Genomic DNA, 26,219 nt, shown 5'->3' with positions numbered 1-26,219 from the left:
AGCCATGATCAAACTCTTCAATTTAAAAGTTTGATGCTCAATGAATTAAACTTCGTAATGAATTACGTGTTCACTCTTGAGACTTGGTATTCATTTTTTGTCCGAAGACATTAAGAATCCATGTCACTTTGAGTGCCCACACAGATTGTCTGATAAATTGTTAAAGAGCAGTTGCGACGCGCTTCAGCGCTCTGTCGCGAGGTGGCGTATATTACGCTTTCCTCTTTCAGAGTCAACCCTGATTTTCAGGATTTTTTCTCTTCAACCTACCGGGTTGTTTGTGAAGTGATTCACATCCGCCGTGTCGATGGAGGCGCATTATAGGGGGCCTCCGGGGAATGACAAGCGGAAATATGCATTTTTATTTCAACCGCTCATCTTTTCACCAAAAAGCCTATTTTTGGTGCTTTTTGATCGCTTCAGGCAGCTCGGCAAGGCTATTAATCACCCAATCCGCTGCAGTCTCTGCTTCTGGCGTCACGGGTTTGCCGGTGCGAACTAATACTTTGGTACCCACACCCGCCGCGGTTGCCGCCTGCATATCTTCCATTTTATCGCCCACCATATAAGAAGCGGCCATATCAATATGCAGAAATTCCTGCGCCGAGATAAACATCCCCGGGTGCGGCTTACGGCAATCACAGGTCTGGCGATACTCTTCTACCGTTCCCTGCGGGTGATGAGGACAATAATAGATGCCATCAAGATCAACACCGCGGTCGGCAAGAGACCAGTCCATCCATTCCGTCAGCGTTTCGAATTGCGCTTCGGTAAATTTGCCACGCGCGATACCAGACTGGTTGGTGACAACCACCAGCGCATAGCCCATCTCTTTTAGCTGGCGCATGGCATCGATAACGCCTTCGATAAATTCGAACTCATCAATCTCGTGAACATAACCGTGATCCACATTAATAGTGCCATCACGATCGAGAAAAATTGCGGGTACTGATTTTGCCACCGGTTTGCTCCTGAAAAAGGCGTGTTCAGCTAGTATCTCATGAATCGCAGCGCAATAAAGTGCTCATCGCACAGAGTTGGATTGATTTAGACGTCTGGATGCCTTAACATCCGTTTTGTTTACGGGCATCACCCGTATCTGGCAGACGAAAATGCCACGGCTAACTTACATACGATAAAAATAATCTAATGATTAAACTTTCCAATATCACCAAAGTGTTCCAGCAGGGGAACCGAACCATTCAGGCGCTGAACAATGTCAGCCTGCATGTTCCTGCTGGTCAGATTTATGGCGTCATTGGCGCATCGGGTGCAGGTAAAAGTACACTGATCCGTTGTGTTAACCTGCTTGAGCGCCCAACCCAGGGCAGCGTAGAAGTTGGCGGACAAGAACTGACCGCGCTCTCAGAAAAAGAACTGACCAAAGCGCGTCGCCAGATTGGCATGATCTTCCAGCACTTTAACCTGCTGGCGTCACGCACGGTGTTCGGCAACGTCGCCTTACCGCTGGAGCTCGACAACACGCCTAAAGATGAGGTTAAGCGTCGCGTAACCGAGCTGCTGGATCTCGTGGGTCTGGGTGATAAACATGATAGCTACCCGGCTAATCTGTCTGGCGGACAAAAACAGCGTGTAGCCATTGCCCGTGCGCTGGCAAGCAATCCCAAAGTGCTGCTGTGCGATGAAGCCACCAGCGCATTAGACCCGGCCACCACCCGTTCTATTCTGGAACTGCTGAAAGACATTAACCGTCGTCTCGGCCTGACGATCCTCCTTATTACGCACGAGATGGATGTCGTAAAACGCATCTGTGACTGTGTTGCCGTGATCAGCAACGGTGAACTGATTGAGCAGGACACGGTAAGTGAAGTGTTTTCACATCCTAAGACCCCGCTGGCGCAGCAATTTATTCAGTCCACACTGCATCTGGATATTCCGGAAGATTATCTGGAGCGTTTGAAAACCGAACCCACGACGGACAGCGTCCCGATGCTGCGAATGGAGTTCACCGGTCAGTCCGTTGATGCCCCGCTGCTTTCCGAAACCGCGCGCCGCTTCAATGTGAACAACAACATCATCAGCGCGCAGATGGATTACGCCGGTGGCGTGAAGTTCGGCATCATGCTGACGGAAATGCACGGCACACAAGAAGAAACCCAGGCGGCAATTGCCTGGCTGCAAGAACATCACGTAAAAATAGAGGTACTGGGTTATGTCTGAGCCGATGATGTGGCTGCTGGTTCGCGGCGTTTGGGAAACGCTGGCAATGACCTTTGTATCCGGTTTCTTTGGTTTTGTGATTGGCCTGCCGGTCGGCGTACTGCTGTACGTGACGCGTCCGGGTCAAATCATTGAGAACGCGAAGTTGTACCGTACGCTCTCTGCGCTGGTGAACATCTTCCGTTCTATCCCGTTTATTATTCTGCTGGTATGGATGATTCCATTCACCCGCGTGATTGTCGGCACCTCTATTGGTCTGCAGGCGGCCATTGTTCCCCTGACGGTTGGCGCCGCGCCGTTTATCGCGCGTATGGTGGAAAACGCCCTGCTTGAAATTCCAACCGGGTTGATCGAAGCTTCCCGCGCAATGGGCGCCACGCCGATGCAGATCGTGCGCAAGGTTCTGCTGCCGGAAGCACTGCCAGGCCTGGTGAATGCGGCAACCATTACGCTTATCACCCTGGTCGGTTATTCCGCGATGGGCGGTGCCGTTGGCGCTGGCGGTTTAGGCCAGATTGGTTACCAGTACGGCTATATTGGTTATAACGCTACCGTAATGAATACCGTTCTGGTATTGCTGGTTGTACTGGTTTATCTCATCCAGTTCTCTGGCGATCGCATCGTCCGGGCTGTTACGCACAAATAACGTTACACACAACACAAACTCGACGAGTTAAGGATAAAAACATGGCGTTTAAATTAAAGACCTTTGCTGCAGCAGGCGCGCTGATCGGCTCTCTGGCACTGGTGGGTTGTGGTCAGGACGAAAAAGATCCCAACCACATTAAAGTGGGCGTTATCGTGGGTGCAGAACAGCAGGTTGCTGAAACCGCTCAGAAAGTGGCAAAAGAGAAGTATGGCCTTGATGTTGAGCTGGTGACCTTCAACGATTACGTTCTGCCGAACGAAGCGCTGAGCAAAGGCGATATTGACGCCAACGCCTTCCAGCACAAACCGTACCTGGATCAGCAGATTAAGGATCGCGGCTACAAACTGGTTGCGGTGGGTAACACCTTCGTTTACCCAATCGCGGGCTACTCCAAGAAGATTAAATCGCTGGACGAACTGCAGCCAGGCTCTCAGGTTGCTGTGCCAAACGATCCAACTAACCTGGGCCGCTCCCTGCTGCTGCTGCAGAAAGTGGGCCTGATTAAACTGAAAGACGGCGTTGGCCTGCTGCCGACCGTTCTCGACGTGACCGAGAACCCGAAAAATCTGAAAATTGTTGAGCTGGAAGCGCCACAGCTGCCACGCTCTCTGGACGATGCGCAGATCGCCCTGGCTGTTATCAACACTACCTACGCCAGCCAGATTGGCCTGACCCCGGCAAAAGACGGCATCTTTGTTGAAGACAAAGATTCCCCGTACGTTAACCTGATCGTGACCCGTGAAGACAACAAAGACGCGGAAAACGTGAAGAAATTCGTTCAGGCTTATCAGTCTGAAGAAGTTTACCAGGAAGCCAACAAAGTGTTTAACGGCGGCGCGGTTAAAGGCTGGTAATCTGACCTCAGTGTAATATCATCAAGACGGGCTTCTGCCCGTCTTGTCATTTGTGCAGTCAACTGATTCAATATCTGACGTTTTGATTATCCACTGAGGAATTATTATGCGTGCTTTACCGATCTGTCTTTTAGCACTGATGCTGAGCGGCTGTTCTATGCTAAGCAGATCTCCAGTTGAACCCGTTCAAAGCACTGCAACCCCGCCAAAAGCAGAGCCCGTTAAACCTAAAGCGCCTCGCCCTGCGCCGGTACGTATCATTACCAAAGCCGACGAACTTGTGGGCAAGCCTTTCCGTGAGCTCGGTGAGGTGAGCGGTGAATCCTGTCAGGCTACCAATCAGGACTCCCCACCCAACATTCCGACAGCCCGTAAACGTATGCAGATCAACGCGGCCAAAATGAAAGCTAACGCGGTACTGTTGCACAGCTGTGAAGTCACCAGCGGGACACCCGGCTGCTATCGTCAGGCGGTGTGTATTGGTTCGGCGCTGACCATTTCGGCGAAATGAGTGCCTTTCATTTCGAACAGATAGGCGTTATCCGCTCTCCTTACAAAGAGAAGTTTGCCGTGCCACGCCAGCCGGGTCTGGTCACCAGCGGCAGCGGTGAACTTCACTTGATTGCGCCCTATAATCAGGCCGATGCGGTGCGCGGGCTTGAGGCGTTCAGCCATTTATGGGTTGTTTTTGTGTTTCACCAGACGATGGACGGTGGCTGGCGTCCTACGGTGCGCCCTCCTCGTCTGGGCGGAAATGCCCGGATGGGGGTATTCGCGACTCGCTCAACCTTTCGTCCAAACCCGATCGGCATGTCGCTGGTTGAACTGAAAGGAATACGCTGTCAGAAAGATCAGGTGATACTGGAGTTAGGCAGCCTTGACCTGGTTGATGGCACCCCGGTTATCGACATTAAACCCTATCTGCCTTTTGCCGAAGCGTTGCCAGATGCCCGGGCCAGCTACGCCCAGCAAGCACCGCAGGCGGATATGCCTGTTCACTTTACGCCAGAACTGCTTACGCAAATTGGCCAACTGGAAAAGCGCTATCCCCGTTTGCGGGACTTTATCGTAGACGTTCTGGCGCAGGATCCGCGTCCAGCCTACCGTAAAGAAGAGGAAGCCGGGAAAACCTACGCCGTCTGGCTGCTGGATTTTAATGTCCGCTGGCGCGTGACAGAGACCGGTTTTGAAGTGTTTGCCCTGGAACCCAGGTAATTTTCTTCTCCTCTCTTTTGGCATCTTTGCCACACTGGTAAACTAAACCACTTTTTTTGTGTCAGGCTGGCGTTTCAGCCTGTTCCAATTGTCGAAATGGAACCGTAACAACATGCGTACTAGCCAATATCTGCTCTCCACACTGAAGGAGACACCTGCCGACGCCGAAGTCATCAGCCATCAGCTGATGCTGCGCGCCGGGATGATCCGCAAGCTGGCCTCCGGGTTGTACACCTGGCTGCCGACCGGCGTGCGCGTCCTGAAAAAAGTCGAAAACATCGTGCGTGAAGAGATGAATAACGCCGGTGCTATCGAGGTGTCCATGCCCGTGGTTCAGCCCGCTGACCTGTGGCAGGAGAGCGGCCGTTGGGAGCAATATGGCCCTGAACTGCTGCGCTTCGTTGACCGTGGCGAGCGTCCGTTCGTCCTCGGCCCGACGCATGAAGAAGTGATCACCGATCTGATTCGCAATGAGCTAAGCTCTTACAAACAGCTGCCGCTGAACTTCTTCCAGATCCAGACCAAGTTCCGTGACGAAGTTCGCCCACGTTTCGGCGTTATGCGTTCTCGCGAATTCCTGATGAAAGATGCTTACTCTTTCCATACTTCTCAGGAATCTCTGCAAGAGACCTACGACAAAATGTACGAGGCTTACAGCAAAATCTTCTCCCGCATGGGTCTGGATTTCCGTGCTGTGCAGGCCGATACCGGCTCTATCGGTGGTAGCGCGTCCCATGAGTTCCAGGTTCTGGCGCAGAGCGGTGAAGACGATGTGATCTTCTCTGACTCCTCTGACTACGCGGCAAACATTGAATTTGCTGAAGCACTGGCACCAAAAGAACCACGCGGCGCGGCAACCCAGGAAATGGCGCTGGTTGACACGCCAAATGCCAAAACCATTGCCGAGCTGGTTGAGCAGTTTGCGCTGCCGATCGAAAAAACCGTTAAAACGCTGCTGGTGAAATCCACTGAAGGCAGTGCATATCCGCTGGTTGCCCTGCTGGTACGTGGTGATCACGAGCTGAACGAAGTGAAAGCTGAGAAGCTGCCACAGGTTGCCAGCCCACTGACCTTCGCAACGGAAGCAGAAATCCGCGCCGTCGTAAACGCAGGCCCAGGCTCTCTGGGTCCGGTGAATATGCCTGTGCCTGTTGTGATTGACCGCACGGTTGCGGCGATGAGCGACTTCGCTGCAGGCGCTAACATTGATGGTAAACACTACTTTGGCATCAACTGGGATCGCGATGTGGCAACGCCAGAAGTGGCGGATATTCGCAACGTTGTTGCAGGCGATCCAAGCCCGGATGGCCAGGGCACCCTGATGATTAAACGCGGCATCGAAGTGGGGCATATCTTCCAGCTGGGCGATAAATATTCCCGTGCGCTGAACGCTGCCGTTCAGGGTGAAGATGGCCGTAACCAGATCCTGACCATGGGTTGCTACGGTATCGGGGTCACGCGCGTGGTGGCTGCGGCGATTGAGCAGAACTACGACGAGCGTGGCATTGTCTGGCCGGATAACATCGCGCCGTTCCAGGTGGCGATCCTGCCAATGAACATGCACAAGTCTTACCGTGTGCAGGAGCTGGCTGAGAAACTGTACGCAGAGCTGCGCGCGCAGGGTATCGAGGTGCTGATGGACGACCGTAAAGAACGTCCGGGCGTGATGTTTGCTGATATGGAACTGATTGGTATTCCTCATACCATCGTTATCGGTGACCGTAACCTCGACAGCGACGAGATTGAATATAAATACCGTCGTAGCGGCGAAAAACAGATGATCAAGACCGGTGATATCCTTGATTACCTGGTAAAAGCCATCAAAGGTTAAATAAAAAACCCCGCTCAGGCGGGGTTTTTTCATGGCGCAAAGCCAGCGTTATTTACTGTTACAGTCTTTGCCTGCCGCGAACTTCGCGTCTTTATCTGCCACAAGGGTTTTCACCAACTCGCCGCTATCCGGGTTTGGCTCCAGCGTAAAGTGACCGTCGACCGTCAATAATACCGGCTTACTGTCATTTCCGCGTGCGACCGCATAATCCCGTTCCAGCTGGGCATTGTTCGCCACGCTTACTTTCTTACCCGTTGCGCAATCTGTAAAGATGGCCGCATCAGCCATATAGAAATACATGCCCCGCATCGGCATCGGCGTAGCCGGCAGCGCCGCTTTCACCGGAGCCAGCGTGTAGTTGAACTGGGATTCAATCGGGTTGCCTTCACGGTCGAGCATCTCCATCCCCTCGCCTTTGGCGCGGAAATACGTTTTATCGCCGCTCGTATCGGTCAACACCAGCTTCTCGGCCGTGCGTGCCCATGTCCCGTAAGTCGCAAAAGAGGAGGGTTCTTTCGCGCCCTGATACCGCTGATTCATGACCCACGTACCGTCTTTTTGCAGGAACAGCGACGTCTCAATGCCTTCACAGTCGGCACAAGGCAGTACGCCGCGCCAGCTCTGCTGCATTGGCTTTAACTCTTCATTCTGCGTGGGCTGCAGGACCTGCGTTTCCGAACGGTTGTTACATCCGAAAAGCGCAAAGAGCGTACTCACTGCCAACGCTGACCATAATGCTTTTTTCACAATGAATTCCTTATGAAATAGTGTTCCTTTTCGTCAATCCAAAGGGCGACGAACTTTACCGCGTAGTGCTTTCACTGTGGATTTCTGAGCCTTTGACGACAACCGACGCTCTTTCGATGCGCGGGTTGGCCGCGTTGCCCGACGGCTTTTTTGCACTGCAGTTAATTCTTTTATCACCGCCACCAGTCTGGCAATTGCCGCTTCCCGGTTTAACTCCTGGCTACGGTACTCCTGCGCCTTGATCACAATGACACCGTCACTGGTGATCAGATGATGGCTGGCAGCGAGCAGACTTTCCTTATAATACTCTGGCAGGCTTGAGGCCCGAATGTCAAAGCGCAAATGGATAGCGGTTGAAGCCTTGTTAACGTGCTGTCCCCCCGCCCCCTGCGCACGGATGGCGGTGATCTCCAGCTCATTGTCCGGGATGCTGACGTTTCGGGACAACACGATCATGAAGCAGGCTGCCACGCCGCCAGATGAATTTCCAGATTATTCTGAGAGTCAGAAAGCCAGATTGCACCGTCCTGGATCGTCGCCTGCAGAGTCATCGTCCGGCTGGCAAATTCGCTCAGCTGCGCCAGTTGTTCATCATCCAGATACCAGACCGTAAGGTTTTTAAACTGACCGCTCTTGCTCTTGTTTTGCTGCCACCAGATTTCCGCAGCGCGTTGGTTGTACGCGAATAGCGCCACTTCCGCAGACTGGGTACACGCCTTTTTGAGGCGGCGCTCATCCGGCAGACCAAGTTCAATCCATAAATCGATACCCAGATGATCGTTACGCAGCCAGGCTTCCGGCTCGTCTTCTGCGCTTAAGCCACGGGTAAACTGCAGACGCTCGTCGGCATATTTAATCCACGCCAGCAGGCGCAGCATCATGCGCTCCTGGGTTTCAGAGGGGTGACGCGCCAGCGTCAGTGACGCATCCAGAAACTGGTTGCGGTCAAGGTCAGCCACATTGACCACCGCTTTATAAATTGTCGCTTTCAGCGCCATGGGATAACTCCTTTCGAATCAGGCGCACATTGTAGCGAAAACAGCAGCAAAAGGCTGTTACGCCGTGATGAATACGGCGCCATCAAGGCTCTGATATTGCTTAAATGAGTATGGTATAGTCACCTTGCTAAACCGAGTTTATCTTCGTAGGCTTAATGATATCTCACAGTAAGTCAGTGCGCTGGCGGGAGGGGATGTGAATAATTATTGTGAGCTAATTCGCAAACGGTATGCGGAAATCGCCAGCGGAGATCTGGGATATGTCCCGGATGCGTTGGGCTGTGTATTGAAAGTGCTTAATGAAGTGGCCTCTGATGAGAGCCTTTCAGAATCGGTCAGGGAAAAAGCAGCGTATGCTGCGGCGAATTTACTGGTGAGCGATTATGTCGATGAATGATACTTATCAACCCATCAATTGTGATGACTATGACAACCTCGAACTCGCCTGCCAGCATCATTTAATACTGACGCTGGAGTTAAAAGATGGCGAAGTGTTGAAGGCGAAAGCCAGCGACCTGGTTTCACGTAAGAATGTGGAATATCTGATAGTGGAAGACGCCGGTGCGACGCGTGAGCTACGCCTGGACAAAATTGCCAGCTTCAGCCACCCGCAAATCGGCACCGTCGTGGTGAGCGAATCCTGATGACACTAACGGGCAGCCTGGCTGCCCGTTACGTTTTCCACTCCAGACTCACGCCCGATTCTGCCCAGCCCTCTTCTGTAATGAATACCCCTGCCGCCGCAATCAGTGTTTCACCGTAAAAAAGTAACGGCGTGGTATCGCGCAACCAGGGCGGCACATTGCACTCCTGCCAGATTTTTTTGAGCTTCCTTCCACCGTTACGTCCGACAATGTGCAGCATACCGCTGGCCTTAAAGCGCACGGTGACCGGTTCTTCGGCTTTCGGTAAACGCACATGGCCTGGCGTCTCCAGAGACAAGCTTCCCATATCCCAGGGCAACAGCAGCGGTTTCGCAGGCGATGGCCAGCCGAGCACCACATCTGCAAGCGAGGGGGTCGATTTCACCCACCACAGCTGGCCTTTATAGCGCCTGACGTCAAAACCGTTCAGGTGCACGCACGGCGTTGCATCCTCCCGCGCCTGGGCGACTTCGTCCCAGATACGTCCCAGCATGGCACGCGATGGCATCGTTGCACGGTGAGAGGCCAGCCAACGGCGCAGCAGCGCGGCCCGACGAACCGGACTCATCGCCTCCAGCGGTGCGATCGCCAACGCCCCGTTTACCGAAATCAGTTCAGCCAGTTCTTCACTCAGCAGTTCATCCAGCAGGCTCTCCTGTTCGGCACACAGCAGGGCGCTTCGTGCTGTTGCGTCTGCAAAGTGCGGCCAGCGTGCGGTCAGTAACGGCAAAACACGCAGACGCAGGAAATTACGATCGTAGCCATCGTCCTGATTGCTCTCATCTTCAATCCAGCTCAGCTGATATTGCTGCGCCCAGGCTTCCAGCGATGCGCGCGACTCGCCAAGCAGCGGACGCAATAATTGCGTCCCGGCAAAATCAGAGCGTTCAGGCATGGCGGAGAGCCCCGCCGGGCCACTTCCCCGTTTTAACGCCAGCAAGAAGGTTTCGCACTGGTCGTCAAGGTGCTGTGCCGTGACCAGCGCTTCGCCGGGCTGTAATGCCGCGGTAAATGCGGCATAGCGCGCTTTACGCGCGTGCGCTTCAATACCGAGCCCTTCATCTCTGAGCACCACCCGTTTAATCTCAAGCGGGATCGCCCAGGCCGAGCACACCGCTTCACAGTGCGCAACCCAGGCGTCGGCATGAGGACTCAGCCCATGATGGATATGCATCGCCCGGAGCTGAACGTCAGGCTGTTGATCGCGCCAGAGTTTGAGGCGATGGAGCAACACCGTGGAATCCAGGCCACCGCTAAATCCCACCAGCAGCTGGCGGTACGGTGAAACGGCTTGCGCAATAGCGGGTAGGGTCATAGAGAATTACACATAAAAAATGCCCGAACAGAGCGGGCATTATCACACAGGATGGCGCTTACTGCTGGTAAAGCTCCAGCGGAAGACCGTCCGGATCGTTGAAAAAAGTAAAACGCTTGTCGGTAAACGGATCGACACGAATCGCTTCGCACTTCACGCCATGCTCTTCAAGATGTTTTACCGCACGGTCAAGATCATCCACGCTAAAAGCCAGATGGCGCAGGCCGCAGGCTTCCGGACGGGACGGACGCGCAGGCGGGAAAGGAAAAGAGAACAGTTCAATCACATACTGCCCGTTTAACGCCAGATCGCCTTTCCAGGAGTCGCGCTCCACACGATAGGCCTCACTTAACAGCGTAAAGCCCAGAATGTCGCAATAAAAGGCCTTACTTTTGGCGTAATCGGTGGCAATGATCGCAATATGATGAACCTGTTTTAAACCCAGCATAGCTTCTCCTTTTATGATGCCTGAACGTTACAACCGAAAACCCGCCCCTGGCAAGCAGCCACCTTTATTTTAGGACTCGCACCCAGTAAACCCCATTTTCATCACGTTTCGCACCGTGGATATCCGTCTCGAAGCCCGGGTAGTGACGCCCGACAGAACAGAGCATCAGCAGAAAATCGAGCACCGCACGGCTCTCTTCGGTGATCATCTCTCCCGGCATCAGCAGCGGTACGCCCGGTGGATAAGGCAGGATCATATTGGCCGAGACGCGTCCTACCAGATTTTCCAGCTCAACGGTTTCTACCTCCCCTTTCACCTGTCGCTGCCAGGCTTTGTGCGGCGTCAGTTTCATCTCAGGCAAGACGTCAAACGCCTGCAGCATCAGGCGCGGCAGATCGTGCTGGCGGATCAGTTTGTGGATCCCCTGGGCCAGATCCTGTATACGCATATTGCGATAAAAATCAGGATCCTCCGCATAGAGATCCGGCAGCATGTTCTTCACGCGCAGGTTCAGATCGTACGCACGCTTAAACTCCATCAGCCCACGTAGCAGACCCATCGCGCGGGTTTTATCAATCCCAATGCTGAACAGGAACAACAGGTTATACGGTCCGGTTTTCTCCACCACCACGCCGCGCTCATCAAGGAATTTCGCCACCAGCGCGGCCGGAATACCTTCGTCGCTCATGTTGCCCTGTTCATCCATGCCCGGCGTCAGGATTGTTACTTTTACCGGGTCGAGGAACATGTGGTCGGCATCGGCATCACGGAAGCCATGCCACTCCTCACCCGGCGCGACTGGCCAGCACTCCGCCTCGTCAATCTCTTCCGGCTGCCAGATATCAAAGAACCAGCCCTCAGCCTCATCTTTTAACCGCTGAACCTCTTTGCGGAAATGCAGCGCGCGCTCCACAGAGCGATTGATAAGACGTTTACCCGGATTGCCGCGCAGCATCGCCGCAGCCGTTTCAATGGAGGCCACCAGCGGATAACTTGGTGAGGTGGTGGTGTGCATCATAAACGCTTCGTTAAACGTCTCTTCGTCGTACTCACCTTTGATATGAATAAGCGAGGCCTGGGAAAATGCTGCCAGCATTTTGTGCGTCGATTGCGTTTCGAAAAACACTTTGCCCGGCACGCGTTCGCCACTCATTCCACTTTTACCCGCGTAGATGGGGTGGAAATTGGTATAAGGCACCCACGCGGAATCAAAGTGGATCGAGGGGACATCCAGCGTCTGTTTGATCCAGTTGGTGTTATACAGCAATCCGTCATAGGTGGAGTTGGTGATCACCGCATGGATCGGCCAGCTTGCGCCGGGGATCGCCGCCACCTTATTTTCTATGGCTGAATGGGTGAATTCACGGCGCGGAATTCCCCCCAGGATCCCCAGCGCGTTACGCGTGGGTGACAGCCAGAGCGGTACGACATCGCTCATCATCAGCAGATGCGCCAGCGACTTATGGCAGTTACGGTCGATGAGTAACGTACTTCCGGCCGGGGCGGCATACATGCCGACGATTTTGTTTGACGTCGACGTACCGTTGGTCACCATATAGCTCTGCTCGGCCCCAAAGGTGCGGGCAATGTACTCTTCCGCTTCAAGGTGTGGACCGGTGTGATCCAGCAATGAGCCAAGCTCGGTAACCGAAATCGACACATCCGCTTTCAGGGTGTTACCGCCGAAGAAATCATAAAACAGACAGCCAACCGGGCTTTTTTGATAAGCCGTCCCCGCCATATGACCAGGCGTGCAAAAGGTGTACTTCCCTTCCTTCACATAGGTAAACAGCGCCCGGGTAAACGGCGGCGTGATGTTATCCAGATACTCGCCGGTATATTGCTGAATGCGGGCCGCAATATCTTCGGCCACGCCGAGTGAGTATTCGAAAAACCACAGCGCCATCCGCATATCCTGTGCACTGACGTCCATGGTCGAGTGGGTATTGATAAACGCATACAGCGGGAGATATTCATTCAGCTTGTTGATATCGCTGCACAGCTCCAGGTCGTACTCATCCCAGTCGAAGATCACGCCACAGATCCGCGGGTTGTGCTCAATGAACTTCAGCAGGTCAGCGCTGTTGTGCGGCCAGATCAGCTGATAGCCACGTGACTGCAGGGCCTGCTCCAGCTCCTTGATAGGCTCATCTTTATAAAAGACGCCGTGTGGCCCCATAATGGCAATAATATTCACGGGCTTCCTCCTTAAAAAACATTAGCTAAGCATAGCCAAGGTAAACCGCAGGTATAAAAAAAGCCGCAACAGTGTGCGGCTTTTCAGATAATTGTGAAGCTTACGCGTAACCGTAGGTCATCAGACGCTGGTAACGACGATTGAGCAGGTCTTCTTTGCTCAGCACATCCAGGTCCGCCAGATCGGCCAGCAGCTGCGCTTTCAGGGAAGCGGCCATCACTTCCGGCTTACGATGCGCACCACCCAGAGGTTCAGGGATGACGGTATCGATCAGCTTCAGCTCTTTCAGGCGTGGGGCAATGATGCCCATCGCTTCTGCAGCCAGCGGCGCTTTATCGGCGCTCTTCCACAGGATAGAGGCACACCCTTCCGGAGAGATAACGGAATAGGTGCTGTACTGCAGCATATTCACTTTATCGCCCACGCCAATCGCCAGCGCACCACCGGAACCACCTTCACCGATGACGGTACAGATGACAGGCACCTTCAGGCGAGACATCTCACGCAGGTTACGTGCGATGGCTTCAGACTGACCGCGCTCTTCCGCGCCCACGCCTGGGTAAGCACCCGGGGTGTCGATAAAGGTGATGATGGGCATATTGAAACGCTCAGCCATCTCCATCAGACGCAGGGCTTTACGGTAGCCTTCTGGTGCCGGCATACCAAAGTTACGACGGATCTTCTCTTTGGTTTCACGGCCTTTCTGATGGCCAATGATCATCACCGGACGTCCATCCAGACGAGCGATACCACCGACGATAGCTTTATCGTCAGCGTAAGCGCGGTCGCCTGCCAGTTCGTCAAATTCGTCAAACGCCAGGCGGACATAATCCAGGGTGTACGGACGCTGTGGGTGACGCGCCAACTGGGCGATCTGCCATGCGCCGAGATCGGCAAAGATTTTGCGCGTCAGTTCTACGCTTTTCTCACGCAGACGATGCACTTCTTCGTCGATGTTAATATCCAGTTTTTCATCCTGACGGCTTACCGCTGTCAGAGAATCGATTTTCGCTTCCAGCTCAGCAATCGGCTGTTCGAAATCAAGGAAATTCAGACTCATAGTATTCCTGTATTAGTCAAACTCCAGTTCCACCTGCTCCGAACCAATGAGGCCACGGAGATCGTTCAGTAAACGATCGCTCGGAGAGACACGCCACGTTGCACCAAAGCGCAACCGCGCACGTGCATCCGCCCTCTGATAGTAGAGATGTACTGGAATTGTCCCCGAGCGGTGGGGTTCCAGAGACTGACGGAGTCGGTTTAAAAGCTGGTCATCAATTTGCCTGTCCGTCAGCGAGATAGCAAGCCCGCGAGCATATTTTTCCCGGGCTTCGTCAATGTCCATCACTTCGCGGGCGGTCATTTTAAGCCCCCCGCTGAAGTCATCAAAGCTGACCTGTCCGCTGACGATAAGTATGCGGTCTTTTTCCAGCAATTGCTGGTATTTATCCAGCGCGTCGGTGAATAACATCACCTCCAGACGCCCGGAACGGTCATCCAGGGTACAGATGCCGATACGATTGCCGCGCTTGGTGACCATAACCCTTGCAGCAATCACGAGCCCCGCAGCCGTGGTGATTTTACCACGTTCTGTCGGATGCATGTCTTTCAGCCTGTAGCCTCCGACATAGCGCTCAATTTCTTTGATGTACTGATTGATCGGGTGCCCCGTCAGGTACAAGCCTAACGTTTCACGCTCACCATCCAGCACCACCTGTTCTGGCCACGGCAGACAGCTGGCGTAAGACTGCTCGATCTGCTCTGGCTCTTCCGCCAGCACGCCGAACATGTCCGCCTGGCCAATGGCTTCCGCTTTTGCGTGCTGATCCGCGGCTTTCAGCGCGTCGCCAAGCGAGTTCATCAGCGCGGCGCGGTGCGGCCCCAGCCTGTCGAACGCACCGGACATGATCAGTTTTTCCAGCACGCGGCGGTTCAGTTTTTTGGTATCGGTGCGGGCGCAAAGATCAAACAGCTCGCGGAAATAACCACCGTTATTACGCGCTTCGATGATTGCCTCAATCGGCCCTTCACCTACGCCTTTGATCGCGCCGATCCCGTACACAATCTCCCCGTCGTCGTTAACGTGGAAATGGTAAAGACCCGAGTTAATGTCCGGCGGCAGGATCTTCAGTCCCATGCGCCAGCACTCATCCACCAGGCCAACCACCTTCTCGGTGTTATCCATATCGGCGGTCATTACCGCCGCCATAAATTCAGCGGGATAGTGCGCCTTCAGCCACAGGGTTTGATACGACACCAAAGCATAGGCGGCAGAGTGCGATTTGTTAAATCCGTACCCGGCGAATTTCTCCACCAGGTCGAAGATTTTCATTGCCAGTTCGCCGTCAATGCCGTTTTTCTTCGCGCCATCTTCAAAAATAGAGCGCTGCTTGGCCATCTCCTCCGGCTTTTTCTTACCCATTGCACGACGCAGCATATCCGCGCCGCCGAGGGTATAGCCGGAGAGCACCTGAGCAATCTGCATGACCTGTTCCTGATACAGGATGATGCCGTAGGTTGGCTCCAGTACCGGCTTCAGGCTTTCGTGCTGCCACTGAACGTCCGGGTAGGAAATCTCTTCCCGACCATGCTTACGGTCGATAAAGTTATCTACCATCCCCGACTGCAGCGGTCCCGGACGGAACAGCGCCACCAGTGCGATCATATCTTCGAAGCAGTCAGGCTGCAGACGTTTAATCAGATCTTTCATGCCGCGGGATTCAAGCTGGAAGACCGCGGTGGTCTCCGAGCGCTGCAGCATGTCGAAACTTTTCTTGTCATCCAGCGGGATGGCCGCGATATCCAGCGGCGGCTCGCCGTTCTTCTCGCGGCGGGCGTTGATCATCTCCAGCGCCCAGTTGATGATGGTAAGCGTACGCAGACCGAGGAAGTCGAACTTCACCAGCCCGGCGTATTCAACGTCGTTCTTATCAAACTGGGTAACCGGGTGCTGCCCCGCTTCGTCACAATAGAGCGGCGCAAAGTCGGTAATTTTGGTCGGGGCGATAACCACACCACCCGCGTGTTTACCGGCGTTACGCGTGACGCCTTCCAGCTTACGCGCCATATCAATCAGCGCTTTGACTTCTTCGTCAGCTTCGTAGATTTCCGGCAGCTGCGGCTCGGCTTCAAACGCTTTTGCCAGCGTCATCCCCGGATCGGGCGGCACCAGCTTAGAGATGCGATCGACGAATCCGTACGGATGCCCCAGCACGCGGCCCACGTCGCGGATAACCGCTTTCGCCGCCATCGTACCGAAGGTAATGATCTGCGATACCGCGTCACGGCCATACATATCCGCCACGTGCTCAATAACCTGGTCACGTTTTTCCATACAGAAGTCGACGTCGAAGTCGGGCATGGAGACACGTTCCGGGTTAAGGAAACGTTCGAACAGCAGGTCAAATTCCAGCGGGTCGAGGTCAGTGATCTTAAGCGCATAGGCCACCAGTGACCCGGCACCGGAACCACGTCCTGGACCAACCGGCACGCCGTTATCCTTCGACCACTGGATAAACTCCATTACGATCAAGAAGTAGCCCGGGAAGCCCATCTGGTTGATAACCTGAAGTTCGATATCCAGGCGCTCGTCATACTCCGGACGACGTTTTTTACGCTCTTCTTCATCCGGGAAAAGGAATTCAAGACGTTCTTCCAGACCTTCTTTGGATTTCATGACCAGGAAGTCTTCCGTGGTCATTTCCCCGGTCGGGAACTGCGGCAGGAAATACTCACCCAAACGCACGGTAACGTTACAGCGCTTGGCGATTTCAACGCTGTTTTCCAGCGCTTCCGGGATGTCAGAGAAGAGTTCACACATCTCCTCTTCGCTGCGCATATACTGCTGAGCAGAATAATTACGCGGGCGCTTGGGATCGTCGAGGGTGAAGCCATCATGGATTGCCACGCGAATCTCGTGAGCGTCGAAATCCCCGGCCTCAAGGAAGCGTACATCGTTGGTTGCCACCACGGGCAGCCCGCGCGCTTCCGCAAGCGCCACGGCGGCATGGAGATAACTCTCTTCATCCGGGCGGCCGGTGCGGATCAGCTCCAGATAATAACGATCCGGGAAGTACTCTTCGTAGAATGATACGCACTGATCCACCAGCGCACTATTGCCGCGCAGCAGGCATTTGCCCACATCACCCATGCGGCCGCCGGAGATCAGCAATAACCCTTCGTTCAGCTCCGCCAGCCAGTCCCGGTCAATCCATGGCCCCAGGGCGCCGTAGCCTCGCTGGTAGGCTTTGGAGATAAGCAGGGTGAGATTCTGATAACCCGTGTTGTTCATCGCTAACACGGAAATTTGCGTCATTTCGTCGCCGAGCAGTTCGCTCTGCACATGAAAATCAGCTCCGACGATGGGTTTCATCCCCGCGCCATGCGCCGTTCCGTAGAACTTCACCAGACCACACAGGTTGGTAAAATCGGTGATCGCCAGCGCAGGCATACCCAGTGAGGCCGCCTTTTTTACCAGCGGCCCGGTTTTCGCCAGCCCATCGATCATGGAGTAGTCGCTATGCACCCGCAGGTGTACGAAACGTGGTTCAGCCATCTTCAGATTCCGCGTTACTTAATTGCTTGCGTATTGATTCAGGACACCAGTCCCAGCGCGCGTTTCACCGGGCCAAAACTGCGCCGGTGATGCTCGGTTGCGCCATGTTCAGCCAGCTTTTCCAGGTGGAAGGCTGTAGGATACCCTTTATGCTGAGCGAAGCCATACTGAGGGTAAGTGAGATCCAGCGCGGCCATTTCAGCATCGCGAGTCACTTTGGCAATAATAGAAGCCGCACTGATTTCCGCGACCCGGCTATCCCCTTTTACTACTGCCATGGAAGGCACTGGTAATGCAGGGCAACGGTTGCCGTCAATAAGAACATACTCCGGGGCAATTTTCAGCCCCGCCACCGCACGCTGCATCGCCAGCATTGTGGCATGCAGGATGTTTAGCTCGTCAATTTCATGCGGCTCAGCACGCCCAAGGCTCCAGGCTAATGCTTTTTCCTGAATCTCATCAAATAACGCCAGTCGGCGCTTTTCTGAAAGCTTTTTGGAGTCATTCAACCCGATAATCGGACGGGCAGGATCGAGGATCACCGCCGCGGTCACGACAGCGCCCACTAACGGGCCACGGCCCACTTCGTCCACACCCGCAACAAGGTGGGTGTGAGGATAAATAAATTCCATCATCTTGCTAACTCCAGCACCGCATCAGCCGCTTGCTCATCGGCATTACAGCGGATCTGCTGATGCAGTTCGCGGAACGTATCATGCATCTGGTGGCTGGTCTTGCCGTTGGCAAGCAGCGGTAGCAGCGCATCGGCCAGCGCCTGAGGCTGACATTCGTCCTGCAGAAGCTCTTTCACCAGTTCACGCCCGGCGAGCAGGTTTGGCAGCGAAACGTACTCCGTCTTCACCAGGCGTTTGGCCAGCCAGAAGGTGAACGGCTTCATGCGATAGCCTACCACCATCGGACATTTCGCCAGCATGCACTCCAGGGCTGCCGTACCGGAGGCCAGCAGCGCGGCGTCGCTCGCAACCATCGCCTCACGGCCTTTTCCATCCAGCAGATGGATGTGAAGATCCGGTGCAACCTCGGCTTTGATACGCTCAAACTGCTCCCGGCGCTTGGCGTTCACCAGCGGCACAACCACTTCGAGATCGGGATAGGTATCGCGCAGAATTTGCGCGGTTTTCAGGAAGTCCGCGCTAAGCATCTCTACTTCTGCGCCACGGCTACCCGGCAGAAGAGCCAGACAGTGCGCATCGTGAGGGATCCCCAGCACGTCACGCGCTGCGTTTTTATCCGGATCCAGCGGCATCGCATCCGCCATGGTATGCCCGATAAAACGGCACGGAACGTTAAATTTGTCGTAAAACGCTTTTTCGAAAGGCAGGAAAGCCAGCACCAGATTGGTTGACCGTCCGATTTTGAAAACGCGTTTCTGTCGCCACGCCCAGACGGACGGACTGACGTAGTGAATTGTTTTAATGCCCTGCTTTTTCAGATTCCCTTCGAGGGTAATGTTGAAGTCAGGCGCATCAATACCGACAAAGACATCGGGTTTGAGCTCGGTGAAGCGGCGGGTAAGATCGGCGCGGATATGCAGCAGACGACGCAGTCGCCCCAGCACCTCAACAATGCCCATCACGGCCAGCTCTTCCATTTCGTACCAAGCTTCGCAGCCTTCAGCCTGCATTAGCGGGCCTGCAACGCCAACAAAGCGAGCATCAGGTACGCGAGCCTTAAGCGCGCGGATAAGACCGGCACCAAGAATATCGCCGGAGGTTTCTCCGGCGACCAGGGCTATCGTAAGCGGACGACTGTCGACCATTAACGAATCAGACCCCTTGTGGAACGGTCAAAGAATTCCATGAACGCGTTCACTTCAGGGTGCTTTTCCGCCAGTTCGGCAATTTCCGGCTTCGCCTCTTCCAGCGTTTTGCCGCTACGGTACAGTAACTTATACGCGTTGCGGATAGCCGTAATCGCTTCGCGACTAAAGCCACGACGCTTGAGGCCTTCGATGTTCACGCCGAATGGCGTGGCATGGTTGCCCTGCGCAATTACATACGGTGGGACGTCCTGCGCCACACCGGAGCATCCGCCGACCATCACGTGTGCACCAATGATGCAGAACTGATGGACTGCGGTCATACCGCCAATAATTGCGAAATCATCAACCGATACGTGTCCTGCCAGCGTTGCGTTGTTGGCAAGAATACAGCGGTCACCTACGGTACAGTCGTGCGCGATGTGCGCATTAACCATAAACAGGTTATCGCTGCCCACCTTCGTCAACCCACCACCCTGTACTGTTCCACGATGAATGGTGACGCTTTCGCGGATACGGTTACGATCGCCAATTTCCAGACGGGTCGACTCACCAGCATATTTTAAATCCTGGTTAACTTCGCCGATGGAGGCGAACTGATAGATCTCATTGTTGCTGCCAATGGTCGTATGACCATTCACGACAACGTGAGATTTCAGTACTGTACCCTCACCAATTTCGACATGGGGACCAACAATACAGAACGGGCCAATGTGGACATTAGCACCAATAATGGCGCCGGTTTCCACAATAGCGGTAGGATGAATAAAGGCAGATTTATCAATCACGTATCAGGACTCCCGGCTACGAGCACACATCATCGTCGCTTCGCAAACAACTTTGCCGTCAACCAGCGCTACGCCTTTAAAGCGAGTCAGGCCACGACGCGTTTTTTCAAAAGTGACTTCCATGATCATCTGATCACCAGGCACGACAGGACGCTTGAAGCGCGCTTCATCGATACCCGCGAAGTAGTACAGTTCACCCGGCTCCAGTTTGCCTACGCTTTTAAACGCAAGAATACCGGTAGCTTGTGCCATCGCTTCCAGGATCAACACACCCGGGAAGATGGGTTTACCAGGGAAGTGCCCCTGGAAGAATGGCTCGTTAACGGAGACATTTTTCACTGCGCGCAGAAAACGACCTTCTTCAAAATCCAGCACACGGTCTACCAGCAAAAACGGGTAACGGTGCGGCAGAAGTTCTAAAATCTCTTCAATATGCAGAGTATGAGTGTCGGTAGTCAAAATACTCTTCCTGTCAAAATGTACTGATTAGCAATAATAACACGGCCTGCCGGTTTAAAAGAAAGCCGACAGGCCGGGAAATTAAGCGTTAAAAAGATGAACGCTTAGTCTTGTTGATCGATCTTACGCTCAAGGGACTTGAGTCGCTTGCTCATATCATCAATATTCATCACCAGAGCTGCTGTTTTACGCCATACCTTGTTAGGTTGCAGCGGGATGCCTGAGGAATAGACGCCTGGCTCAGTGATAGGACGCATTACCATGCCCATTCCCGTCACGGTGACCTTGTCGCATATTTCCATATGACCATTGATCACGCTGGCACCGCCAATCATGCAGTAACGGCCAATTTTCAGGCTGCCTGCCATGATGACGCCACCTGCAACCGCGGTATTGTCGCCAATCACAACGTTATGCGCAATCTGGCACTGATTATCGATAATAACACCGTTGCCGATAATGGTGTCGTCAAGCGCACCACGGTCAATGGTGGTACAGGCTCCGATCTCGACGCGATCGCCAATGATAACGCGACCAAGTTGCGGGATCTTAACCCAATTACCACGATCGTTAGCGTAGCCAAAACCGTCAGAACCAATCACTGTGCTGGACTGAACGAGGCAATTTTCGCCGATTTCAACTTCGTGATAGACGGACACATTAGCCCACAAACGGGTCCCGGCGCCGATTTTTGTGTTTTTCCCAACGAAGCAGCCCGGGCCGATGACGACGTTATCGCCCAGTACGACGCCAGACTCGATCACGGCATTTGCGCCGACTGCTACGTTGTTACCCAGCTGAGCCGTCGGATCGATTGCTGCACTGGCAGCAATGTTTTGCGCCGGCTGCGGCGTGGTATCAAGAATTTGTGCCATGCGAGCATACGTCAGGTAGGGATTTTTCACTACCAGTGCCGCACCAGTGGCAAACGGAAGATCGTCCTGCGTCAGAACAACAGCCGACGCCTGGCATTGAGCCAGATGTTCACGGTACTTAGGGCTTACCATGAAGGTAATATTGCCAGCTTTAGCAGATTGCATGGACGCAACAGCGGTGATGACGATATCGCCATCACCGTGTAATTCTGCATCCAACTGCTGAGCTAAATCAGCCAGTCGAATTGAAGGCATTACTTATTTAACCTGTTTCAGAACATCAGCGGTGATGTCTTTAACATCGCTGCTGTTGAAAGCAACGGCGTTCGCATCAACAACCAGATCGATGTTCTGATCGGCAGCAACTGCTTTAACAGCAGTCTGAATGCGAGTCACCAGCTTGCCACGCTCTTCGTTAGAACGACGCTGACGATCCTGCTCGAAAGCCTGCGCTTTCTGGGAGAACGTCTGGCGCTGAGCCATTACGTCTTTTTCCAGTTTGCTGCGCTCGCTTGATTTCATGGTAGAACCATCACGCTGCAGACGCTGCATTTTGGACTGAAGATCGTTTTCCATACCCTGCAGTTCGCTTGCACGGCCTTTGAATTCGTTTTCCAGAGTCGCAGAAACGCCCGTTTTCTGTGCAACCTGCTGGAACAAATTACCCATGTTGACGATTGCAATTTTGTCTGCTGCCTGAGCAGAAGTTGCCATCGCTAAACCGAGACCTGCAGCTAATAACCACTTTTTCACAATTAACTCCTTACCATCCCATTGGCACCAGAAGGTACCGTTCTTTGCGTGGCAAGGCGATCGTTTTACCGATCGCCGGTTGTCAGCGCTACACTGCCAACGCATTCCTTTGCAGCGGAGAATTACCAGGTTTTACCAATGTTAAACTGGAATTGCTCCGACTTATCTCCATCATATTTCTTAAACGGCTGGGCGTAAGAGAAGACCAACGGCCCCAGCGGTGACATCCATTGTAATGCGATACCTGCAGACATGCGAATATTGCCCGGATCGCTGTAGTCTGGAACACCTGCCGCACGCATCTGGGCAGTGTTCTCCCAGTTGGTATCCCACACGGTACCGGCATCCCAGAAGAAGGACGTACGGACTGAGTTCGCGTATTTATCACTGATGAATGGCGTTGGCGTGATGAACTCAAGGCTCGCCACGGCCATGGCGTTACCGCCTACCGCATCATCAGAGCTACAAACCTGTTTTGGATCCCGGCTTGCGCAGTTATCTTCGTCATTACCGCCGTAATAAACCGCTTTCGGACCAATGTTATTGGACTGGAAGCCACGAACGGTACTGGAACCACCGGCGTAGAAGTTCTCATAGAACGGCATCTCTTTGCCGCCTAAACCATCGCCATAGCCCCAACGCGTACGACCCAGAACCACCCACTTATGATCGTCATCGATCGGGAAGTACGAGGCAGTATCGAGCGTTAACTTGTAGAACTCGTTATCAGAACCAGGAATAGTCACTTTACCATTCAGGTTGACACGAGAACCTTCCGTTGGGAAGTAACCACGGTCAAGGCGGTTATACGTCCAGCCGTAGTTGAAGGTGAAGTCATCCGCCGCAAAACCGTTGTTATCGCTGGAGGTGCTCGCCGACTGGCCGATAGAGTCGAGATAACGCCACATTGCCACCTGCGGTTGCATATTGGACAGGTCGTTATGCACGTAACCCAAGCCCGCACGCAGGGTGTTGTATTCGTTAACCGGGAATCCAAGCGTACCGTCTACACCGTAGCTCTTGTTGGTGTACGAGGACAGATCCGCGTCGTCTGCTTTAAAGTCGTTATAGAAGATACGACCACCCAGGCTCACACCGTCGACGGTGAAGTATGGGTTAGTGACAGAGAACTCAGAGTAGGTCTGGTAGTCGTTTTTGGTACCGTTGATACCCACCGAGTAACCCGTACCCAGCCAGTTATCCTGCTGAACGCCAACCTGGAAGCTCACGCCGCTTTCAGTACCGTAGCCCACACCGAAGTTAAAGCTACCGGTATTACGCTCTTTCACTTTGTACACGACATCAACCTGGTCCGGGCTGCCCGGCACACGCTGGGTATCGGTATCAACCGTTTCAAAATAGCCCAGACGGTTCAGACGCTCTTTACCCTGGTCAACGAGGTCGCTACCCAACCATGCCCCTTCCATCTGGCGCATTTCGCGACGCAGAACGGAATCTTTGGAGGTGTCGTTACCTTCGAAGCGGATCTTACGCACGTAGAAACGGTTGCCCGCATCAACGTTAACGTGAAGCTTAACGGTTTTATCCGCGTCGTTGATTTCCGGCTGAGTTTGCACACGCGGATAGGCATAACCATAGCGGCCGAGCAGCTTTTTAATGCCGTCTTCCATTTTGGTTACTTTAGAACCGCTGTACAGATCGCCTGGCTGAATTTTGGTCAGCGATTCGATCTCGGCAGAATGCCCCGCCAGGTTGCCACTTACTTCAACACCCGAAAGCTTGTACTGATCGCCTTCTGTAATGTTAATCGTAATGTAGATCCCTTTCTTGTCCGGGGTCAGACTCACCTGAGTGGAGTCGATGTTGAAACGGGCATAACCGCGATCCAGATAGTAGCTGCGCAGGGTTTCGAGGTCGCCCGCCAGTTTCTGTTTCTGGTATTTGCGATCGCCCACCACGTTCCACCACGGCACTTCGTCACGCAGCTGGAAGGTGGAGATCAGTTCGTCGGTAGTGAACGCGTGGTTCCCGACGATGTTGATCTGTTGGATCTTCGCCGAGACGCCTTCCTGGAAGACCAGCTTCAGGTCAACACGGTTACGCGGCAGCGGAGTCACCACCGCTTTCACGCTGGCGCTGTACTTACCGACGCTGTAATAGAAATCTTCCAGACCTTTTTCAATGTCTGAAAGGGTGGTGCGGTCCAGAGATTCCCCCACACGAACACCGGATGCTTCAAGGTTTTGCTTGAGCATGTCATCTTTCACCGACTTGTTACCAGAGAAAGTGATACTGGCGATCGTTGGACGTTCTTTTACCTGAACCAGCAGCGTATCACCATCGCGCAGGACGCGGACATCCTCAAAGTTGCCGGTGGCAAACAGAGCACGGATGGTGTTACTGATGTCATCATCATTAACCGTATCGCCGGGGCGCACAGGCATACTGAGGAGGGCCGCACCAACGGCGACACGCTGAAGGCCTTCGAAATGAATGTCTTTCACTACGAACCCGTCAGCACCGTATACGGTGGCGCTGCTAAACAGCAGCGACGCTATGAGCAACTTTTTCATCGCCATCGTTATTATGCGTTCTTCCTAACTAACTCTCTTACAACCGAGAGAAATCATTGAAAAGTGCAAGCCCCATTAACAGCACCAGCAAAATCGAGCCAATGCGATAACTAAAGTCTTGAACTCGCTCGGATACCGGCCCGCCTTTTAGCTTTTCAATCGCTAAAAACAGCAGATGACCCCCGTCTAAAACGGGAAGCGGGAACAGGTTGATGATCCCAAGGTTCACGCTAATGAGCGCGAGAAACATGAGATAGTAAATCACCCCGAACTCCGCTGACATCCCAGCCCCCTGAGCTATCGAAATTGGCCCACTGAGGTTGTTCAGTTTCACATCACCGGTTATCAATTTCCCCAACATGTTTACCGTCAGCTTCATCAGTTGCCATGTTTTATCCGTGGCTTCAAGGATGGCGCTAAACGGCCCATACTGGCGTATTGTCTTGTACTCATCAGGCAGCGGGATCACTTTAGGCACAACGCCTGCAAACCCTTCTGCCTTTTTGCCGACCGATTTGCTATCCGGGATCAGCGTCAGCGAGAGTGGACTACCCTGCCTTTCAACTTCCAGCGCGAGCGACGTACCCGGATTATCGCGCACCAGAGTAACAAAGGTCATCCACTGTGTTAATGGCTGACCATCGACTTTAACGATCCTGTCGCCAGCTTGCAAACCCGCTTTGCTCGCCGCCGAATTTGCCTGAACTTCGGCTAATATCGGTTCGATCTGCGCACCACGTGGGCGAATCCCCAGCGCAGAGACGGGATCTTCTTTGTCTGGTTCGAAACTCCAGTGACGCAAATCCAGCACTTTATTCTGTCGCTGGTCAGAACCAAACGGTGACACGCTGACCGTGGTCTGCTCATCACCGATTTTGGCTACCAGTTGCAGTCGCACGGCATCCCAATCAGGGGTTTCGATACCATCAATCGCTTTAAGTTCCATCCCCGGCGTAATTTGCGCACTCGCCGCGATGGAATTGGGGGCGATTTCACCGACAACCGGACGCACGCCCGGAACGCCGATGATAAACACCAGCCAGTAAGCGAAGATAGCAAAGATGAAATTGGCTACCGGTCCGGCAGCAATGATGGCGGCACGTTGTCCAACGGTTTTGTTGTTAAACGCGCTGTGTCGAAGCTCAGGGGCCACAGGCTCAACACGTTCGTCGAGCATTTTGACGTAGCCACCGAGCGGGATAAGGGCGATGACAAATTCCGTGCCGTGACGGTCGGTACGCGTCCAGAGTGATTTGCCAAAACCGATGGAGAACCGCTCTACGCGCACACCGCAACGGCGAGCAACCCAGAAATGGCCAAATTCATGCACGGTAATCAGTACACCCAGTGCAACAATGAACGCCGCCAGATTCCAGAGAATGCTCAGCATAAAACC

General features: G+C 53.7%; 25 protein-coding genes. 8 read left to right on the top strand and 17 right to left on the bottom strand.

The genetic code is table 11. The features are described from left to right. Positions 1-394 precede the first annotated feature (394 nt). Positions 395-961: a D-glycero-beta-D-manno-heptose 1,7-bisphosphate 7-phosphatase gene (gene gmhB / locus EQV24_RS17980; RefSeq protein WP_020688563.1), complete on the bottom strand. Its 567-nt coding sequence runs from the start codon at positions 959-961 to the stop codon at positions 395-397. A gap of 188 nt (positions 962-1,149) precedes the next feature. Here gmhB and metN point away from each other — a divergent pair, with 188 nt between their 5' ends. The 6 genes from metN to proS all read left to right on the top strand — a co-directional run bounded on the left by metN (position 1,150) and on the right by proS (position 6,730). Beyond that, entirely contained in the window at positions 1,150-2,181 is a 1,032-nt protein-coding gene (gene metN / locus EQV24_RS17975) for a methionine ABC transporter ATP-binding protein MetN (protein WP_023621751.1), read from the top strand. Beyond that, on the top strand, positions 2,174-2,827 hold the full coding sequence (locus EQV24_RS17970) for a methionine ABC transporter permease MetI (RefSeq protein WP_003856130.1): 654 nt from the start codon (positions 2,174-2,176) through the stop codon (positions 2,825-2,827). The genes metN and EQV24_RS17970 overlap by 8 nt, the downstream gene beginning before the upstream one ends. Before the next feature lie 41 nt (positions 2,828-2,868). After that, complete coding sequence (metQ, locus tag EQV24_RS17965) at positions 2,869-3,684, top strand: methionine ABC transporter substrate-binding lipoprotein MetQ (RefSeq protein ID WP_013095678.1); 816 nt, start codon at positions 2,869-2,871, stop codon at positions 3,682-3,684. A 106-nt stretch (positions 3,685-3,790) separates the two neighbouring features. Continuing rightward, positions 3,791-4,195, top strand: coding sequence for an Rcs stress response system protein RcsF (gene rcsF, locus EQV24_RS17960; protein ID WP_014830728.1), 405 nt, complete (start codon positions 3,791-3,793; stop codon positions 4,193-4,195). Then, positions 4,192-4,899, top strand: coding sequence for a tRNA (N6-threonylcarbamoyladenosine(37)-N6)-methyltransferase TrmO (gene tsaA / locus EQV24_RS17955; protein WP_020688560.1), 708 nt, complete (start codon positions 4,192-4,194; stop codon positions 4,897-4,899). The genes rcsF and tsaA overlap by 4 nt, the downstream gene beginning before the upstream one ends. 112 nt (positions 4,900-5,011) lie before the next feature. After that, positions 5,012-6,730 carry a proline--tRNA ligase gene (gene proS, locus EQV24_RS17950; protein ID WP_058650403.1) on the top strand — a complete coding sequence of 573 codons (1,719 nt, stop codon included), beginning with the start codon at positions 5,012-5,014 and terminating at the stop codon, positions 6,728-6,730. A 48-nt stretch (positions 6,731-6,778) separates the two neighbouring features. On the opposite strand, the gene nlpE is transcribed toward proS, so the two are convergent. Genes nlpE through EQV24_RS17935 form a run of 3 tightly spaced genes read right to left on the bottom strand, consistent with a single transcriptional unit; the run spans position 6,779 to position 8,475 of the window. Next, positions 6,779-7,477: an envelope stress response activation lipoprotein NlpE gene (gene nlpE / locus EQV24_RS17945; RefSeq protein WP_058679218.1), complete on the bottom strand. Its 699-nt coding sequence runs from the start codon at positions 7,475-7,477 to the stop codon at positions 6,779-6,781. A 33-nt stretch (positions 7,478-7,510) separates the two neighbouring features. Further along, the gene (arfB, locus tag EQV24_RS17940) at positions 7,511-7,933 is read right to left on the bottom strand and encodes an alternative ribosome rescue aminoacyl-tRNA hydrolase ArfB (RefSeq protein ID WP_020688557.1); all 423 of its coding nucleotides are present in this window, start codon (positions 7,931-7,933) and stop codon (positions 7,511-7,513) included. Further along, a complete protein-coding gene (locus EQV24_RS17935) occupies positions 7,930-8,475 on the bottom strand; it encodes a YaeQ family protein (protein ID WP_013095672.1) in 546 nt (181 codons plus the stop codon). Before EQV24_RS17935 ends, arfB begins: the two co-directional genes overlap by 4 nt. A 196-nt stretch (positions 8,476-8,671) precedes the next feature. Here EQV24_RS17935 and EQV24_RS17930 point away from each other — a divergent pair, with 196 nt between their 5' ends. Together EQV24_RS17930 and rof are read left to right on the top strand one after the other, a co-directional pair. Then, complete coding sequence (locus EQV24_RS17930) at positions 8,672-8,872, top strand: YaeP family protein (protein ID WP_008501889.1); 201 nt, start codon at positions 8,672-8,674, stop codon at positions 8,870-8,872. Beyond that, on the top strand, positions 8,859-9,119 hold the full coding sequence (gene rof / locus EQV24_RS17925) for a Rho-binding antiterminator (protein WP_014830722.1): 261 nt from the start codon (positions 8,859-8,861) through the stop codon (positions 9,117-9,119). Before EQV24_RS17930 ends, rof begins: the two co-directional genes overlap by 14 nt. Positions 9,120-9,147: 28 nt before the next feature. Here rof and tilS read toward each other — a convergent pair whose 3' ends face one another. The 13 genes from tilS to rseP form a co-directional block, all read right to left on the bottom strand. Next, positions 9,148-10,434 (bottom strand): tRNA lysidine(34) synthetase TilS, encoded by a 1,287-nt coding sequence (gene tilS / locus EQV24_RS17920; protein ID WP_048971830.1) that lies wholly within the window; start codon positions 10,432-10,434, stop codon positions 9,148-9,150. A 58-nt stretch (positions 10,435-10,492) separates the two neighbouring features. Next, positions 10,493-10,882 (bottom strand): VOC family protein, encoded by a 390-nt coding sequence (locus EQV24_RS17915; RefSeq protein WP_013095668.1) that lies wholly within the window; start codon positions 10,880-10,882, stop codon positions 10,493-10,495. Positions 10,883-10,946: 64 nt separating this feature from the next. After that, on the bottom strand, positions 10,947-13,079 hold the full coding sequence (locus EQV24_RS17910) for a lysine decarboxylase LdcC (RefSeq protein ID WP_029883819.1): 2,133 nt from the start codon (positions 13,077-13,079) through the stop codon (positions 10,947-10,949). Between the two features lie 100 nt (positions 13,080-13,179). Continuing rightward, positions 13,180-14,139 (bottom strand): acetyl-CoA carboxylase carboxyl transferase subunit alpha, encoded by a 960-nt coding sequence (accA, locus tag EQV24_RS17905; RefSeq protein WP_013095666.1) that lies wholly within the window; start codon positions 14,137-14,139, stop codon positions 13,180-13,182. Between the two features lie 12 nt (positions 14,140-14,151). Further along, on the bottom strand, positions 14,152-17,634 hold the full coding sequence (gene dnaE, locus EQV24_RS17900; RefSeq protein WP_013095665.1) for a DNA polymerase III subunit alpha: 3,483 nt from the start codon (positions 17,632-17,634) through the stop codon (positions 14,152-14,154). Between the two features lie 38 nt (positions 17,635-17,672). After that, positions 17,673-18,269 (bottom strand): ribonuclease HII, encoded by a 597-nt coding sequence (gene rnhB, locus EQV24_RS17895; protein WP_013095664.1) that lies wholly within the window; start codon positions 18,267-18,269, stop codon positions 17,673-17,675. Beyond that, positions 18,266-19,414 (bottom strand): lipid-A-disaccharide synthase, encoded by a 1,149-nt coding sequence (lpxB, locus tag EQV24_RS17890; protein ID WP_013095663.1) that lies wholly within the window; start codon positions 19,412-19,414, stop codon positions 18,266-18,268. The genes rnhB and lpxB overlap by 4 nt, the downstream gene beginning before the upstream one ends. Next, complete coding sequence (gene lpxA / locus EQV24_RS17885; RefSeq protein ID WP_013095662.1) at positions 19,414-20,202, bottom strand: acyl-ACP--UDP-N-acetylglucosamine O-acyltransferase; 789 nt, start codon at positions 20,200-20,202, stop codon at positions 19,414-19,416. The genes lpxB and lpxA overlap by 1 nt, the downstream gene beginning before the upstream one ends. 3 nt (positions 20,203-20,205) lie before the next feature. Then, entirely contained in the window at positions 20,206-20,661 is a 456-nt protein-coding gene (gene fabZ, locus EQV24_RS17880) for a 3-hydroxyacyl-ACP dehydratase FabZ (RefSeq protein ID WP_010426706.1), read from the bottom strand. Positions 20,662-20,765: 104 nt separating this feature from the next. Further along, positions 20,766-21,791: a UDP-3-O-(3-hydroxymyristoyl)glucosamine N-acyltransferase gene (lpxD, locus tag EQV24_RS17875; protein ID WP_013095661.1), complete on the bottom strand. Its 1,026-nt coding sequence runs from the start codon at positions 21,789-21,791 to the stop codon at positions 20,766-20,768. A 3-nt stretch (positions 21,792-21,794) separates the two neighbouring features. Further along, a complete protein-coding gene (gene skp, locus EQV24_RS17870; protein ID WP_013095660.1) occupies positions 21,795-22,289 on the bottom strand; it encodes a molecular chaperone Skp in 495 nt (164 codons plus the stop codon). Between the two features lie 122 nt (positions 22,290-22,411). Next, the gene (gene bamA / locus EQV24_RS17865) at positions 22,412-24,829 is read right to left on the bottom strand and encodes an outer membrane protein assembly factor BamA (protein WP_013095659.1); all 2,418 of its coding nucleotides are present in this window, start codon (positions 24,827-24,829) and stop codon (positions 22,412-22,414) included. 31 nt (positions 24,830-24,860) lie between these two features. Continuing rightward, a complete protein-coding gene (gene rseP / locus EQV24_RS17860; RefSeq protein WP_014830712.1) occupies positions 24,861-26,213 on the bottom strand; it encodes a sigma E protease regulator RseP in 1,353 nt (450 codons plus the stop codon). Positions 26,214-26,219: the final 6 nt, after the last annotated feature.

The sequence above is a fragment of the Enterobacter sp. A8 genome (assembly GCF_004296595.1).
Taxonomy (GTDB): domain Bacteria; phylum Pseudomonadota; class Gammaproteobacteria; order Enterobacterales; family Enterobacteriaceae; genus Enterobacter; species Enterobacter cloacae.
The sequence above is the reverse complement of the archived record's forward strand: the minus strand, read 5'-3'. Positions and strand labels throughout refer to the sequence as shown.